Source organism: Rhodococcus sp. MT28, assembly GCF_058792695.1.
Genome location: NZ_JBXAFD010000006.1, coordinates 475,122 through 489,248, shown reverse-complemented (window position 1 = coordinate 489,248; position 14,127 = coordinate 475,122). Strand labels below are relative to the sequence as shown.

Annotated in this window: 11 protein-coding genes; 5 read left to right on the top strand and 6 right to left on the bottom strand. The window is 62.0% G+C overall.

Translation table 11 applies throughout. From position 1 onward, the window contains the following. Positions 1 to 116 precede the first annotated feature (116 nt). Both AC1Q6C_RS24710 and AC1Q6C_RS24705 read left to right on the top strand, forming a co-directional pair. Complete coding sequence (locus tag AC1Q6C_RS24710) at positions 117 to 1,394, top strand: acyl-CoA dehydrogenase family protein (RefSeq protein WP_492666859.1); 1,278 nt, start codon at positions 117 to 119, stop codon at positions 1,392 to 1,394. Beyond that, positions 1,391 to 2,614, top strand: coding sequence for an acyl-CoA dehydrogenase family protein (locus AC1Q6C_RS24705; protein ID WP_054188015.1), 1,224 nt, complete (start codon positions 1,391 to 1,393; stop codon positions 2,612 to 2,614). Before AC1Q6C_RS24710 ends, AC1Q6C_RS24705 begins: the two co-directional genes overlap by 4 nt. A 128-nt stretch (positions 2,615 to 2,742) precedes the next feature. Here AC1Q6C_RS24705 and AC1Q6C_RS24700 read toward each other — a convergent pair whose 3' ends face one another. Next, entirely contained in the window at positions 2,743 to 4,155 is a 1,413-nt protein-coding gene (locus AC1Q6C_RS24700; RefSeq protein ID WP_007734438.1) for a C4-dicarboxylate transporter DctA, read from the bottom strand. A gap of 119 nt (positions 4,156 to 4,274) precedes the next feature. Here AC1Q6C_RS24700 and AC1Q6C_RS24695 point away from each other — a divergent pair, with 119 nt between their 5' ends. Continuing rightward, a complete protein-coding gene (locus AC1Q6C_RS24695; RefSeq protein WP_492666858.1) occupies positions 4,275 to 5,861 on the top strand; it encodes a sensor histidine kinase in 1,587 nt (528 codons plus the stop codon). Beyond that, positions 5,858 to 6,547 carry a response regulator gene (locus tag AC1Q6C_RS24690; protein ID WP_003945570.1) on the top strand — a complete coding sequence of 230 codons (690 nt, stop codon included), beginning with the start codon at positions 5,858 to 5,860 and terminating at the stop codon, positions 6,545 to 6,547. Before AC1Q6C_RS24695 ends, AC1Q6C_RS24690 begins: the two co-directional genes overlap by 4 nt. Positions 6,548 to 6,591: 44 nt before the next feature. Here the strand turns inward: AC1Q6C_RS24690 and AC1Q6C_RS24685 are convergent, their stop codons facing one another. The 3 genes from AC1Q6C_RS24685 to AC1Q6C_RS24675 form a co-directional block, all read right to left on the bottom strand. Beyond that, a complete protein-coding gene (locus AC1Q6C_RS24685; RefSeq protein WP_270008393.1) occupies positions 6,592 to 8,706 on the bottom strand; it encodes a S9 family peptidase in 2,115 nt (704 codons plus the stop codon). Further along, positions 8,703 to 9,596 (bottom strand): phosphoribosylaminoimidazolesuccinocarboxamide synthase, encoded by an 894-nt coding sequence (locus tag AC1Q6C_RS24680; RefSeq protein ID WP_003945463.1) that lies wholly within the window; start codon positions 9,594 to 9,596, stop codon positions 8,703 to 8,705. The genes AC1Q6C_RS24685 and AC1Q6C_RS24680 overlap by 4 nt, the downstream gene beginning before the upstream one ends. A gap of 155 nt (positions 9,597 to 9,751) precedes the next feature. Then, entirely contained in the window at positions 9,752 to 10,786 is a 1,035-nt protein-coding gene (locus AC1Q6C_RS24675) for an ABC transporter substrate-binding protein (protein WP_081377449.1), read from the bottom strand. A 250-nt stretch (positions 10,787 to 11,036) separates the two neighbouring features. Between AC1Q6C_RS24675 and AC1Q6C_RS24670 the strand changes: the two genes are divergently transcribed. Next, on the top strand, positions 11,037 to 11,969 hold the full coding sequence (locus tag AC1Q6C_RS24670) for a tyrosine-protein phosphatase (RefSeq protein ID WP_054781000.1): 933 nt from the start codon (positions 11,037 to 11,039) through the stop codon (positions 11,967 to 11,969). 96 nt (positions 11,970 to 12,065) lie between these two features. Here the strand turns inward: AC1Q6C_RS24670 and AC1Q6C_RS24665 are convergent, their stop codons facing one another. Beyond that, positions 12,066 to 12,728, bottom strand: coding sequence for a response regulator transcription factor (locus AC1Q6C_RS24665; RefSeq protein ID WP_270008392.1), 663 nt, complete (start codon positions 12,726 to 12,728; stop codon positions 12,066 to 12,068). Continuing rightward, positions 12,725 to 14,038 carry a sensor histidine kinase gene (locus AC1Q6C_RS24660; protein WP_003945842.1) on the bottom strand — a complete coding sequence of 438 codons (1,314 nt, stop codon included), beginning with the start codon at positions 14,036 to 14,038 and terminating at the stop codon, positions 12,725 to 12,727. The genes AC1Q6C_RS24665 and AC1Q6C_RS24660 overlap by 4 nt, the downstream gene beginning before the upstream one ends. Positions 14,039 to 14,127 lie beyond the last annotated feature (89 nt).

Sequence of the window (14,127 nt, the reverse complement as noted above, 5' to 3'; positions counted from 1 at the left end):
TTCGACAAGAGTGCCCGGCAGGCCATCGAACCGAGATTTGCGCGGACTGACAACACTTCGAATCAGGTCGCGATGAAGGATCGACGCCCCTGGTGTTTACAGCTTGCATTCTTCCCATGACCACCGCACTGACGCCGAATGCCGTACCCCGGTCTGCTGATCCGATCAAAAGTGAGGTCGACTACGAAACACTGGCAGAGAAATTCCGTCCGATCTTCGCGGACATCGCACAAGGCGTCGTCGAACGCGAACGCGATCACGTACTTCCCTTCCAACAGATCGACGCACTCAAGAATGCAGGCTTCGGCGCCGTTCGGGTGCCGACAACACACGGTGGATCCGGTGCGAGCATCCCGCAATTGATCCGCTTACTAGTCGAGCTGTCGAGCGCCGATTCCAATATCACCCAGGCCCTGCGCGGACATTTCGCATTTGTCGAAGACCGACTGGTCGCCGACCCAGGCCCGGAGCGTGACATCTGGCTCCGACGCTTTGCGGAGGGACAGTTAGTCGGCAACGCGTGGACCGAAATCGGCGACGTTGCATTGGGCGAAGCCAACACCAAGGTCTCGCCCGCACCCGATGCCGACCATTTCCTGGCGAACGGGGCAAAGTTCTACAGCACGGGTTCCATCTTCGCCGACTGGATCGACCTGTACTCGCAGCGCACCGACACCGGCGCATTCGTGATCGCGGCGGTCGAGGCGAGACAACCCGGTGTCACACACAGTGACGATTGGAACGGGTTCGGCCAGCAGACGACTGGCTCCGGTTCGTCCGTCTACGAGAACGCAATTGTACAGCCGGAGAACATCTTCGACTTCTCGACGCGATTCAAATACCAGACCGCGTTCTACCAATTGTTCCACCTCGCCACTCTCGCCGGCATCGCCAAGGCTGCTACGATCGAGATCTCTCGTCGAGTTGCCTCTCGCACTCGAACCTTCAGTCACGGCAACGCTCCGAGATACGCGCAGGATTCGCAGATCCAGCAAGTTGTCGGCGAGGTGTCCTCTGCAGCCTTTGCAGCCGAGGCCGTTGCACTGCACGCAGCACAGTCGTCCCAATGGGCTTACGAAGCCGCATTCTCCGGCTCGCCGGAGGAAGAGAAGGCCGCCAACATCGCAGCCGAAATCGATTCGGGGCGAGGGCAAGTCACCTCGATCGGACTCGTCGTGCCGGCCACGGCCAAGATCTTCGACGCACTCGGTGCTTCCGGAGTCAGCCGCGACCTCGATCTCGATCGATTCTGGCGCAACGCCCGCACCGTCGCCAGCCACAATCCGGTCGTCTTCAAATCCAAAGTTGTCGGCGACTACGAAATCAACGGAACCGAACCGATTTACGTGTGGGCCATCGGGACCGCACCGACCGAAAAGGATGAACAGGCATGACCGTGACCAGTGAAACCGAAGTCTTCGTCGGCGTTCCCGACACATCCGAGGGCTGGATCGACCGGGCTCGCGAGGTGAGCAACATCCTTGCCGCCGACGCACTCGCCCGCGACCGAGCCGGCGAACCACCGTTCCGAGAAGTTCAGCTGCTCAAGGACAGTGGTCTTGTGACGCTCCTGGGCCCGGTCGAGTTCGGCGGCGGCGGGCAGCGATGGGAGACCGCCTACAAGGTGGTTCGGGAGATCGCCCGCGCCGACGGCTCCATCGGACAACTGCTCGGATACCACTACCTGTGGGCATGGGCAGCCAGATTGGTCGGAACAGATCCGCAGATCTCCGCTGTCGAGGAGCTGTACACGAGCAACCGATTCTTCTTCGGCGGCGCGGTCAACCCTCGAGACACCGACCTCACCGTCGCGGACCGCGGAGACACCCTGGTGTTCAACGGTGTGAAGTCGTTTTCCACCGGTGGCCGAGTCACCGACCTCACGGTGCTCGAAGGAATCATCGACGGAACTGCGACGCATGTGTTCGCAATCGTGCCGACTGCTCAGGACGGCATAGTCTTCCGCGGTGATTGGGACAATCTCGGGCAGCGCCTCACCGATTCCGGCAGTGTCGAGATCAACGACGTCGAGGTCGACTGGGCAAGTGCGGCAGGCTTTGTCGACAAGGAATTCCAACCTCTGGTCTACAACACCCTGAACTTCCCGGCGATCGAGATCGTGTTCGCCAACTTCTACCTCGGGATCGCTCGTGGCGCACTGGACACTGCCGCCGAGTACACCCGAACCCGTACGCGTCCATGGCCGTACGGCGGTGACAACCGCGAAATCGCAACCGACGAGTGGTACCTCCGTGAGGGCTACGGCGACTTGCAATCCAAGCTGTGGGCAGCGGAGGCCTTCGTGGACCAGGTCAGCCGTGAGGCCGACGCCGTGCTCCACGACGCTCGCGAAAACCTCACCGAGCAGGCTCGCGGCGACCTCGCCGTACGCATTGCGGCCGCAAAACTTCGCGCCGCCGACGTCTCCTTGGAGATCAGCAACAAGATCTTCGAACTGACCGGTGCCCGAGCCACGTCCAACGACGTCGGCCTGGACATCTACTGGCGCAACATCCGGACGCATACCCTTCACGATCCGCTCGCGTACAAGCGCCGTGAAGTCGGTAGTCGTTTTCTGACCGGCGAGATTCCCGAACCGACCTGGTACACCTAGCCACGAACAGAAAAAGACCGTCGCACGGTTGGTGCGGCGGTCTCTTTCATCGTTACGACCAGGATCACTGATCGTAGATCGGGTTCCGCGCCTGCAGCGCAGTCAAACGTTCAGCAGAGCGGACGTTTCTAGTGATGGCTCACGAACGACTGTTTGGTGCCGGTCGGAGCCGTTTCGAGCTTGTGCTGCTCTTCTTCGTCCTCGTCGTCGAGCATCGTGGCTTCGTTGAACGGAATCTTCCCGTCGAGTACCTCGACGACGCGTTCCTTGTCGATCGTCTTGGTCCAGGCGCCGACCAGGAGAGTCGCAACCGCATTGCCCGAGAAGTTGGTGATCGCTCGCGCTTCCGACATGAAGCGGTCGATTCCGACGATGAGTCCGACGCCGTCGAGAAGCTCGGGGCGATGGCTCTGCAGTCCGCCTGCCAGCGTGGCCAGACCGGCGCCGCTGACTCCGGCAGCGCCCTTGGAGGCGATGATCATGAACACCAGCAGCGAGAGCTGTTCACCGAAACCGAGTGGCTGTCCCATGGCGTCGGCGATGAAGATCGAGGCCATCGTCAGGTAGATCGCGGTGCCGTCGAGATTGAACGAGTAGCCCGTGGGAACGACGATGCCCACCGTGGTGCGCTCGACGCCTACGTGCTCCATCTTGGCGATCAGACGCGGCAGTGCCGATTCGGAGGACGACGTGGCGAAGATGAGCAGGTACTCACGGGCCAAGTACTTGACCAGCTTGAAGATGTTGAATCCGGTGACCGCGCGCAGCAGCGTTCCGAGAACACCAAAGACGAAGATCAGGCAGGTCAGGTAGAAGCCGATCATCAGCGTGCCGAGCTGGACGACGGCGTTCAAACCGGTCTGGCCGACGACGCTGGCGATGGCACCGAAAGCACCGATCGGGGCGAGCCAGAGGATCATCGTCAGGATCTTGAACACGAGCTTCTGGATGTATCCGACGGCCTTGAGGATCGGTTCACCCGACTTGCCGAGCGACTGGATCGCGAAGCCGACCAGAAGGGCGACGAACAGAGTCTGCAGCACGCTGCCGGCTGTGAGGGAGGACAGCATCGACGTCGGAATGATGGACGCGATGAAGTCCCAGGTACCGCCCGCGCTGTGGGCCTGATCTGCAAGCTTGGCCACGGAGGCCGCATTGGGCGTGATGTTCAGGCCACTGCCCGGGTTGAGCAGGTTGCCGACGCCCAGGCCGATCGCGAGTGCGATGGTGGACATCCCGATGAAGTAGGCGAGTGCGAGGCCGCCGACCTTGCCGACCTTGGCCGCCGCTCGAACCGAGCCGATGCCGAGCACGATGGTGCAGAAGATGACCGGGCTGATCATCATCTTGATCAGGCTGACGAACAACGTGCCGAGTACACCGACGGACTTACCGAACTCGGGTGCGAGCCAACCGACGAGGATGCCTCCGATGACCGCGACGATGACGCTCATGTAGAGCCAATGCGTCTTGTCGCGCTTTGCCTTGGTGCCCTCGGGCTGTGGGGAACCGTCTACTGTCCCTGTTGCCGTGCTGCTCATGGGGTGTCCTTTGGATCGGATATCTGTGAAGTGATCGGGATCACTTCGAGTCGTGGAGAATTCTTGTTGCAAACAGGTGGGCCCGGAAGTTTGTGTTCATTACGTTCAGGAGGCGCTCGATGGTCGAACGAAAGACCGGCCGACGTATGAGCGTCGCCAGGCAGATCCTGCTCCTGCAATTGGCGTTGTTGGCGCTGGTCATCGGTGTGGGAGCCGCGCTCGCAGTTGTCGACGAACGCCGAGACAGCGACGACGCGATCCGCAGGCAGGTGAGCTCGATAGCGCAGACTCTCGCCCTGTCGGATTCGACGGCGGCAGCCCTGACGAGTCCGGACCCGACCGCGATTCTGCAACCACAGACCGAGAAGATCCGACAGGCAACCGGCGTCGATTTCATCGTGGTGATGGCGCCTGATCGCACTCGGTTCACCCACACGAGCCCGGAGCTGATCGGTCAACTCTTCACCGGGAACATCGACCGCGCACTTGCCGGCGTGACCTTCACAGAGACGTACGCCGGGTCGCTGGGGCCGTCGATCCGCGCAGTCACTCCTGTCTACGATTCCGGCGGAGCCTTGGTCGGTCTGGTTTCTGCCGGTGTCACCCGCGAGCAGATCAGCAAGCAGTTCGCCCAAAGTGTTCCGGTCATCCTGTTCGTTGCCGGCGGCGGTCTTCTTGCCGCCCTCCTGAGTTCACTTCTGGTGAGTCGGCGTATCCGGCGACAGACCCTGGGGATGGCGCCGGATGAACTGCGCACCATGTACGAACACCACGACGCCGTCCTGCACAGCATCGGTGAGGGTCTGGTGGTGATCGGGCGAGGCCGAAGCAGAGATGCGCGAGTGGATATCGTCAACGACGAAGCGCGTCGCCTCCTCGATCTACCGGACGGGCCCGTGCCACTTTCGTCCATCCCCGAGACCATGCGAGTCGACGACGCCTCTCCCGCGAAGGATCAAGTGCACCTCACCGACAAGCGTGTGCTGGTGGTCAACCAACACCCGGTTGAGTGGGAGGGCAACAGAATTGGCACCGTGCTGACAATTCGCGATCACACCGAATTGCAGAACGTACTCGGGGAATTGGATTCGGTACGCAGTTTTGCCGAGTCGCTTCGATCGCAAGCCCACGAGAGTGCAAATCGTCTGCACACGATCATCACGATGGTCGAGTTGGGCCGGAACGACGACGCAGTGGCCTTCGCCACCAATGAATTGCGAGTGTCCCAACAGTTGATAGATCGTCTGATGAATGCGGTCCACGAGCCGGCGCTCGCCGCACTGCTGCTCGGGAAAATGAGTGAAGCGGCCGAACGCGGGGTCGACCTGACCATCACCGAAGACACCGCGCTCGGTCCGGTTCCTTCGCTCAATGCACGCGAGTTGGTCACGCTGGTCGGCAATCTCGTGGACAATGCTATTGACGCATCGCGCGCGAGCGAGTCTCCGTGGGTGGAAGTGACGGTAATGGAAGAGGATTCGATGATGGTTGTTGCCGTCGCCGACAGCGGCCCGGGAATGACACCCGAAGCACTCGAAAAGGCCAAGGGCCGTGGCTACTCCACAAAATCCGGCTCTCGCGGACTCGGTCTCGCACTGGTCTCTCAAGTTGTGAAACGGCACGGCGGCACGCTCACCAGCGAGCCGGCGATGGGCTCCATGCTGGTTGTCCGTATCCCGCTGCGCGAGGTGGAAGCACCGCGATGATCCGTGTGCTGATAGTCGACGACGAACCGTTGATCGCCCAGGCGCACCGTTCGTACGTCGAGCGTGTGCCGGAATTCGTGGTCCACGGCGTGGTTCATTCCGGGAACGCCGCCGTGCGTGCAGTTACGGCGGCCAACGCCACCGACCAGCCCATCGACCTGGTCCTGCTCGACATCGGGTTGCCCGACGCCAGCGGTCTCGACGTGGCTTCCGCCCTGGGCGGTTTGCGGCCCAGTCCGGACATCATCGCGGTTACCTCGGCGCGCGATCTGGAGGTGGTCCGAAGCGCCGTGGCTCGCGGGATCGTCCTCTATCTTCTCAAGCCGTTCACTTTCGCAGCATTCCGCGACAAGCTCGAGCGCTACCTCGAATATCGTGCAGCGCTTCCCGCTGGAGAGTCTGCGGTCAGTCAACACGACATCGACCGCGCGATGTCCGCGCTACGAACGTCCGACGATCGAGCAGCGGCACCGAAAGGCTTTGCGTCTCAAACACTCGGACTCGTCGCAGCGTCTGTCCGGGATTCTGAGGGACCCGTGACCGCTGCAGAGGTGGCAGCATCGGTCGGCGTGTCCCGGGTGACAGCCTGGCGCTACCTGGAAAAGCTGGCAGACGACGGCATGCTCACCCGGGAGACCGAGTACGGGCGCGCTGGGCGCCCTCAGGTTCGTTACCGCAGAACCTGATTGACACAGAACCTGACAGTCACCGAACCTGATTGACACAGAAGCTAGTTCGCGCCCACGGTGTCCAACACCCAGGCGAACTCGAACGCGACCTCTTTCCACTTCTCGTACCGACCGCTGACACCGCCGTGTCCGGCGCTCATCTCGGTCTTGAGAAGTAGCGGAGCATCACCGGTCTTGGTGGCGCGCAGTTTTGCGACCCACTTGGCCGGCTCCACGTACAGAACACGGGTGTCGTTGATGCTCGTGATCGCAAGAATGGCGGGATAGTCCTTGGCTTCCACGTTCTCGTACGGGCTGTACGAGCGCATGTAGTCGTAGACGTCCTTGTTGTGCAGCGGATCTCCCCATTCGTCCCACTCGATGACCGTCAACGGCAGCGACGGATCGAGAATCGACGTCAACGGGTCGACAAACGGAACATTGGCGAGAATGCCGGCAAACAGTTCCGGAGCGATGTTGGCGACAGCGCCCATCAGCAGTCCACCTGCACTACCGCCGTCGGCAACCATCCGGTCGGCCGACGTGACACCGGTGTCGATCAAATGCTTTGCGCAAGAGACAAAATCGGTGAAGGTGTTCTTCTTGGTGAGCGTCTTGCCGTTTTCGTACCAGTGACGGCCCATCTCGCCGCCGCCGCGCACGTGTGCGACGACGAAGACGACGCCGCGATCGAGCAACGACAAGCGGGCAACCGAGAACGACGGGTCGATGCTCGCCTCGTAGGAACCGTAGCCGTACAACAGCAGCGGCGCGGGACCTTGCGGCGCACCTACGCGCCTCACGATCGAGAGCGGAATGCGGGTTCCGTCGTCGGCTACTGCCCAGTCGCGACGCTGCTCGTAGTTACTCGCATCGAAGTCTCCGAGAACGGGCTGCGACTTACGCAGTGCCAGTTCACCACTGGCGACGTAGTAGTCGTACACCTGCCCGGGAGTGATGAATGAGGTGAACCCGAGCCGGATGGTGGGCTGCGCCCATTCCGGGTTGGACCCCATGCCGATGCTGAAGAGTTCTTCGTCGAAGTCGATCTCGTGGCGTTCGCCGTAGCCGTCATCCGTCAACGGCCACACGGCAACCCGAGTGAGCGCCTCGCGTCGGTAGCTCAGGACGAGGTGTCCGGCAAAGGCTTCGGCTTCTTCCAGCCGAACGTCGGCGCTGTGCTCGATCAGCGTCGTCATGTTCGTCGGATCCGACACGGGAGCTTCCACCAACACGAAGTTCTCGGCCTTGATGCCGTCGACGACGTCGTTGTGGAGAATGAGGAAACGGTCCTCTCCCCCGATCACGGCGTGCTCGGCCCCGTACTCGACGCCCTCGCGACGTGGGATGATGACGCGGAAGTCGCCTTCCGGGTTCGCCGATTCCAGCATCCAGCCTTCGCTGGTCACCTTGGAACCGACCCAGATCATCAGGTACTTCTCACTGCGGGTGGACCCCACCGAAACCCAGTACCGTTCGTCGGGCTCGTGGAACACCGAAACATCTTTACTCTGCGGCGTTCCCAGCTTGTGACGCCACACCGTGTCCGGACGCCAGGAGCCGTCGACCGTCATGTAGAAGACGTGACTGTGGTCGATCGCCCAGGTGGCGCCAGGCGCGGTATCGGGAATCTCGTCGGCGAGCATCTCACCGGTCTCGAGGTTCTTGAACCGCAAGGTGTACCGCTCGTCGCCGACGATGTCCACCGAGTACGCGAGCAACGTGCCGTCCTCGCTGATGGAGAACGCGCCGAGCGAAAAGAACTCGTGCCCTTCGGCTTCGACGTTACCGTCCATGAGGATCTGCTCGTCGGCCAGCTCGACGCCGGGCGTTAGGTCGGGCGGAGTCCAGTCATCTTCACCGGCGATGGGGCACCGGCACTGGACGGTGTACGACTTGCCTTCCACGCTGCGCGAGTAGTACCACCACTTACCCATGCGCGTGGGCACCGACATGTCGGTTTCCTGCGTCCGCGACTTGATCTCCTGGAAGATCTTCTCGCGCAAGGGCTCGAGCGCGGCCGTCTGCTCGTCGGTGTACGCGTTTTCGGCTTCGAGGTATGCGACTACCTCGGCGTTGTCCTTGTCCCGCAGCCACTCGTAGTCATCGACGAACGTGTGTCCGTGATGGGTACGTTCGGCGGGGACCTTCTTTGCGACCGGCGGGATCAGGCTCATGCGCTGGGACCGACCCAATCGTCGAAGGACAGACCGGAAATGCGCTCGTACGCCTCGATGTAGCGTGCCCGGGTCGCGTCGACGATCTCCTGCGGCAACGGCGGCGGTGTCGTGTCCGAGCTACGGTCCCAGCCGGATTCAGGGCTCGTGAGCCAGTCGCGCACGAACTGCTTGTCGAAACTGGGCTGCACCTTGCCCGCTTCGTAGCCTTCGAGAGGCCAGTAGCGCGACGAGTCGGGGGTGAGCACCTCGTCGGCGAGCACGAGGTTTCCAGCGGAGTCGAGACCGAATTCGAGCTTGGTGTCGGCAAGGATGATTCCGCGATCCGCTGCGAAGTTGGAGGCGCGGGCATAGACGTCGAGAGTGTCCTCACGAAGCTGCACTGCCAGCTTCTGGCCGACCTTCTCCACTACCTGATCGAAGCTGATGTTCTCGTCGTGATCCCCGAGAGCCGCCTTGGACGCCGGGGTGAAGATCGGGTCGGGCAGACGCGACGCCTCGACGAGGCCCTCGGGCAACGCGACGCCGCACACTGCGCCGGTGTTGTTGTAGTCGACCAAGCCGGAGCCGGTGAGGAAGCCACGAACGACGCATTCGACGGGAACCATGTCGAGGGAGCGCACCACGAGAGCGCGGCCGAGAACCTCTTCCGGGATGCGATCGTCGTCGGGCTCGCCGGCCAGGTGGTTGGTGCCACCGAGGACGTTGAAGAAGAACACGCTCATCGCGGTGAGCACGCGACCCTTGTCCGGGATCGGCGTGCTGAGCACGTGGTCGTAGGCCGAGATCCGATCACTCGCGACAAGCAGCAGATGCTCGTCGTCGATCGTGTAAAGGTCACGGACCTTGCCACCGGCCAGATGAGTGTAGGAATCAAGTGTAGGACGCACCCGGTCACCCTATCGGGCGTTCGCAGTTCGTACAGAACCCCGGTAGCCGGGACAGGTAAGCGTCCTCGCCGATCGGAGAGCTGTCCGCCCTGCTCATCCGGATATGCAGGTGGCCCCTCGCCAGCAGGCGAGAGGCCACCGTCACAGTCGATGAACTACTGGTTTGCGGGCAGCTTCGACAGGCCCTCGTCGATCGAATCCAGCGTCAGAAGAGCCGTCTGATAGGTCGCGGCCAGCGAATGCTGGACCTGGACGACGTTGCCGGCCTTCACTGCGGGCAATTCCTTCCACAGCTCGGAATTGACCAGCTCCTGCAACTGCGGAGACATCGAGCCGTCGGCGTTGAGGCCGTAGACGATCACGTCGACATTTCCGAGATTTTCGCCGATCTTCTCGATGGATACCTGTTCGACATGGATGTCGGCAGGGTCTGCGGGGGTGCCGGGGAACTGCAGTCCGAGTCCGTCGAAGAGATTGGTCGTGTACGAAGACGCGTACTCGCGTGAGAAGGTGCCGGCCTCCGGCTTGCAGACGTTGCACACGCCGCCGAAGGTCAACGAGCCGAGCTTGTCCTTGTACTTCGCGGCCAGTTCGGCGGTTTTGGCGTCGTAGTCGTCCTTGAACTCGCCGTAGGTGTCGGAGACATTCGCGGCATCGGCGAACTGCTCGCCCAGCACTCGCCAATCAGCAGGAACCGTCGGTCCCAGGAAGACGACGGGAGCGGCCGCCTCGAGCTGCGCCATGTCCAGCTGGCTTTCGACTCGAGCGGGAACACCCATGATGATCAGATCGGGCTCGGCAGCGACGATTCCCTCGTAGTTGAGCTGGGAGACGTTGCCGTCGGGCGCGACCTTCGGCAGAGCTTCGTAAGCGGCCTTGGTCTTGTCGTCCATGTTGCCGAGTTCACGGGTCCACTCGCATACTGCTGCCAGGTTCGCTCCCGCCTGAATCAGCGGCAGAACTGCGTATCCGCAGGCCACGATCCGCTGCGGGTCGCTCGGGATCTCGATGGATCCGTTCTGCGCCTCGAAGACACGGGTCTGCGAGCTCGCGGCTGTCGTCGACGATTCGGACGACGCCTCCTCGGAGTTGCTACAGCCGGCGACGCCGACCGCCAGCGCAGCTGCTGCGCCGATCACCACTGCGCGGCGAAACCGCGACAGACCTTGAACCCGCATGTTGAACTCCATCTGAACGCACCGGACTGCTCCGGAATTGATTTGGTGAGGCTAACCAATATCAGGGCACTGGACCTTTACACAAACAAAGGTCCCGAGGAATGAACTGCGCCTCCCGAGCCGCCCACGCTCACAGCAGCACGCCTCCCACTGAGAGGGAGCAAAGCAAGATTCCTCTCGAATCGGACACGCGAACTCGCTACCTTGCCTTCGCGATACCTCATCGACTCGCCACTCTCTCCGCTCGACGAAGGGCTCACACATGTCCCGATCCACCCGTACCTGCTCACTACGGTCTGCCGCGGCCATTGCGTTGACCAGTAGCTTTCTCATCACCGGTTTCGGCGCCTCGATCGCGCAGGCCGAACCTGGCCCCTCGGCTCCGCTGTTCGGCTCGCTGGATTTCGGATCCAGCAACTTCGGCAGTTCCGAGCAGACCCCAGATGCGCCGCGGCTGACCGGGATCGACAATTTCCGCGACGTCGCAGGCACCGGCGCCGGATACTCGGGAACTTTCGGCCTGCCCGTGAACAAGGGAGTCTTCTACCGCGCGAACGCGATCACGCCCAAGGGCGATGACATGAGCAATCTCGAAAAGCTGGGACTGACAAAGGTTTACGATCTGCGCACGGAACCCGAGATCGCCAGTAAGCCCGATGTCTTGCCCGACGGGGTTGCGTACGAGAACATTCCGATCCTGTCCGGGAACATCGCCGAGATGATCGCGAAGATCAAGTCCCCCGAGGACTCACGATCGATGATGCAGGACATGAACCGCGCCTTCGTCACCGGAGCGACGGAGCGAGCCGGGTTCGCGCAGTTGCTCACGGGTCTCGCGGAAACCGAAGGTGCACAGGTCTTCCACTGCACCGCAGGCAAAGACCGCACCGGCTGGACGTCGTTTCTGCTGCTGAGTATCGCCGGTGTCGACCGCTCGGTGATCATGAACGACTACTTGCTGACCAACGAGTACACAGCCGAAGGCATGAAGGCCACGCGCGCGGGCATCGCGGCGAGCCTGGGCGAACAGATGGCCGTCAACATGGAGCCTCTGTTGGGTGTCGAGGCAAGCTATCTCGATGCCGGTCTCGCCCAGTTGGACCAGACCTACGGGTCGGTCGATCGGTACCTGACCGAGGGCCTGGGTCTGAGCCCGGCGACTGTCATGACGCTCAAAGCCAAACTGCTGGGCTGAGTGGCACGGATGCCCCGGGTTCGACGAGGGATCGGACCCGGGGCACGTGTACTTCTCTGCCCGTGCCGCGGCGGATGCGCCGCAGCGTCCCGTGCGTCAGCGCGATACGGCGATCACGTTGTTTCGGTACGCCCAGATGACGATCTGCACACGGGTACGCACCTGCAGCTTCTTGCAGATGTTGCTGATGTGCGACTTCACCGTGCTCTGTTCGAGGCTGAGGGAATCTGCGATGTCGTTGTTTCCCAAGCCTTGTGACAGCAACTGCACCACATCCATCTCACGCGCACTGAGACCGTGATCCGATCCGGAGCGCGCCGTGGACATCGGTGCCGGCTTGCGCCTCGCGAACTCCACGATCAGTCTCGACGTCAATCTCGGCGAGAGCACCGAACCACCTTCGGCCACGGTCAACACTGCCGACGAGAGCTCTTCGGGATCGGCGTCTTTGAGCAAGAACCCTGCGGCACCGCTGTCGAGCGCCTCGAAAACGTACTCGTCGAGATCGAACGTGGTGATCACGATGACGCGGGTCCCGGGAAACTCGGCAAGGACCTCCCGGGTCGCAGTCAACCCGTCGCCATGCGGCATTCGGATATCCATCAGCACGACGTCCGGACGCAGTGCACGCACCTGCTCGTACGCCTCGACTCCCGTTCTGGCATGCCCGACGACGCGAATCTCGGGGTGACCGGAGAGAAACAGCTCGAACCCCTGCCGTACCACCTGCTGGTCGTCTGCAATAAGGACATCGATCATGCGTTGATCCTCCCGTTCACCGGCACCAGTGCCTGCACAGCCCACTCACCTTCCGAATTCGGTCCGGCGTCCAGTTGACCACCCATGAGCGTCGCGCGTTCGCGCATTCCCACAATTCCGAGGTTTTGCCCGTCGGAGGCCGGGCGAGCATTCCCGAGAGTATTGACCACCCGTACCCTCACCGCACCGGCTTCTCGACTCAGACACACCTTGGACTCGCTACCCGGCGCATGGCGAAGGACGTTCGACAACGCCTCCTGCACGATGCGGTAACACGTCAACTGGACTCCGCTGTCCAGGTCGTCGAAGCGGCCGACCTTCTCCAACGAGATCGACGAGATGGTGCGCTTGCAGTCGTCCACCAACTCGTCGATGTCGGAGACCATGGGCGTCGGGAAATCGGGGTCTTCCTCACCCAGGCGAAGTATCCCCACGATCTGCCGCAAGCTGTTGAGGGCCCGCTGACCCTGCTCGATGACGCCCCCCAGAAGGGCTTGTGCTTGTTCGGGATTGCTCGAGAAGAACTTGTCGGCGGCACGAGCCTGGATGATCATGCCGGTCATGTGGTGGGCAGCGACATCGTGCAGTTCACGTGCCATGTCCTGCCGTTCGGCGACAACGGCATTCGCAATCTTGCGTTCGCGGTCCCGGTGCAGATCCGCTACTGCCTGACTGTTCTCCACTGCTTGTTTTCGCAGGCGCGCGACGATCTTTCCCATGGCTGCGACGACCAGAAAACTCGTGACGGTGTTTGCCGCCGGTTCGAGGAACAAGTGAGGCAACTCCCCCACCTGAACCTCGGCGACCGTCAGCCCGTCCCGTTCGGTGAGATACATCGCCAAGATCACGTCCATCGCCATTCCGAGGACCAGCAGTCCGACCAGGCGCATGCCTGTCACTCGGATGGACACTGCCATGATCGCGAACCAGAAAAGCGGCGTGGCCCCCAGCGATCGACTGCCGAGGAAGAGCATCAATCCGCCGGATCCTGCCAACGTCAGGAGGTAGTACGCGATCGGGTACCGCCGGCGCGCACACGCCACAACGGTCAACACCGTCAGGAAACCCATGATGCCGACGACGGTTCCCGGATCGCTCAGCACTCGATTGCTCGTCTCGGGTTCAGTCTTGAGACTGGCGAGACCGAACACCCACGGCACACTCAGCAGGCCGACGATCACGGCCGCCGTGGCCGGGTTGTTCAGGTTGAAACGTCCCCACCCTCGCGATGCCAGGGCTTGCCCCGGGGCATTCTGACCAGCCGAGTCGAACATCCACTCCCCATTCCGCATCCGATGATTGACGTTCATGGTGGCATGCGCGCACCACTTGGTCCCACATTCGGCGAACGTGAAGGGAATGTTCGATTCCCGACTCCTACCAAAGCACTAGTTGAAGG

What these genes read in the sequence shown, in the direction of transcription:
- AC1Q6C_RS24710 (WP_492666859.1), top strand. Translation starts at nt 117, where the DNA reads ATGACCACCGCACTGACGCCGAATGCCGTACCCCGGTCTGCTGATCCG.
- AC1Q6C_RS24705 (WP_054188015.1), top strand. Translation starts at nt 1,391, where the DNA reads ATGACCGTGACCAGTGAAACCGAAGTCTTCGTCGGCGTTCCCGACACA.
- AC1Q6C_RS24700 (WP_007734438.1), bottom strand. Translation starts at nt 4,155, where the DNA reads ATGAGCAGCACGGCAACAGGGACAGTAGACGGTTCCCCACAGCCCGAG.
- AC1Q6C_RS24695 (WP_492666858.1), top strand. Translation starts at nt 4,275, where the DNA reads ATGGTCGAACGAAAGACCGGCCGACGTATGAGCGTCGCCAGGCAGATC.
- AC1Q6C_RS24690 (WP_003945570.1), top strand. Translation starts at nt 5,858, where the DNA reads ATGATCCGTGTGCTGATAGTCGACGACGAACCGTTGATCGCCCAGGCG.
- AC1Q6C_RS24685 (WP_270008393.1), bottom strand. Translation starts at nt 8,706, where the DNA reads ATGAGCCTGATCCCGCCGGTCGCAAAGAAGGTCCCCGCCGAACGTACC.
- AC1Q6C_RS24675 (WP_081377449.1), bottom strand. Translation starts at nt 10,786, where the DNA reads ATGGAGTTCAACATGCGGGTTCAAGGTCTGTCGCGGTTTCGCCGCGCA.
- AC1Q6C_RS24670 (WP_054781000.1), top strand. Translation starts at nt 11,037, where the DNA reads ATGTCCCGATCCACCCGTACCTGCTCACTACGGTCTGCCGCGGCCATT.
- AC1Q6C_RS24665 (WP_270008392.1), bottom strand. Translation starts at nt 12,728, where the DNA reads ATGATCGATGTCCTTATTGCAGACGACCAGCAGGTGGTACGGCAGGGG.
- AC1Q6C_RS24660 (WP_003945842.1), bottom strand. Translation starts at nt 14,038, where the DNA reads ATGAACGTCAATCATCGGATGCGGAATGGGGAGTGGATGTTCGACTCG.